Origin of the sequence: Vallitalea maricola, assembly GCF_036985595.1 — a bacterium.
Taxonomy (GTDB): Bacteria; Bacillota; Clostridia; order Lachnospirales; family Vallitaleaceae; genus Vallitalea; species Vallitalea maricola.
Window position 1 is genome coordinate 1 of the sequence record NZ_BTPU01000399.1, and the last position, 279, is coordinate 279.

Sequence of the window (279 nt, forward strand, 5' to 3'; positions counted from 1 at the left end):
AGTGATGATACACTTCCCATTTCTGGTAAAGCTATAAAATTCCTATATCCTACATTTTTGTTATGGAATTCTATAATGAATTTGAATGCAAGTATATCACTTGGTATTTTCCCATTTCTATCAAGCGATTTATCAAGAATCGTTGCCCAATGGCTATTGGGAAGTAAATGAGCCATATATGCTAATGTTGGAATCTTGAATCTTGGTTCACCATCACAAACAGGAATTACATCTTGTGAAGGAACAGTTGATTGTAAGCATTCTACAAAATCAGCAGTT

1 protein-coding gene is annotated in these 279 nt (G+C 33.7%); it reads right to left on the minus strand.

The genetic code is table 11. The annotated features are described in order from the left end of the window. Positions 1-279: hypothetical protein (locus AACQ14_RS24445; protein ID WP_339366131.1), on the minus strand; the 279-nt coding region annotated here is incomplete at both ends.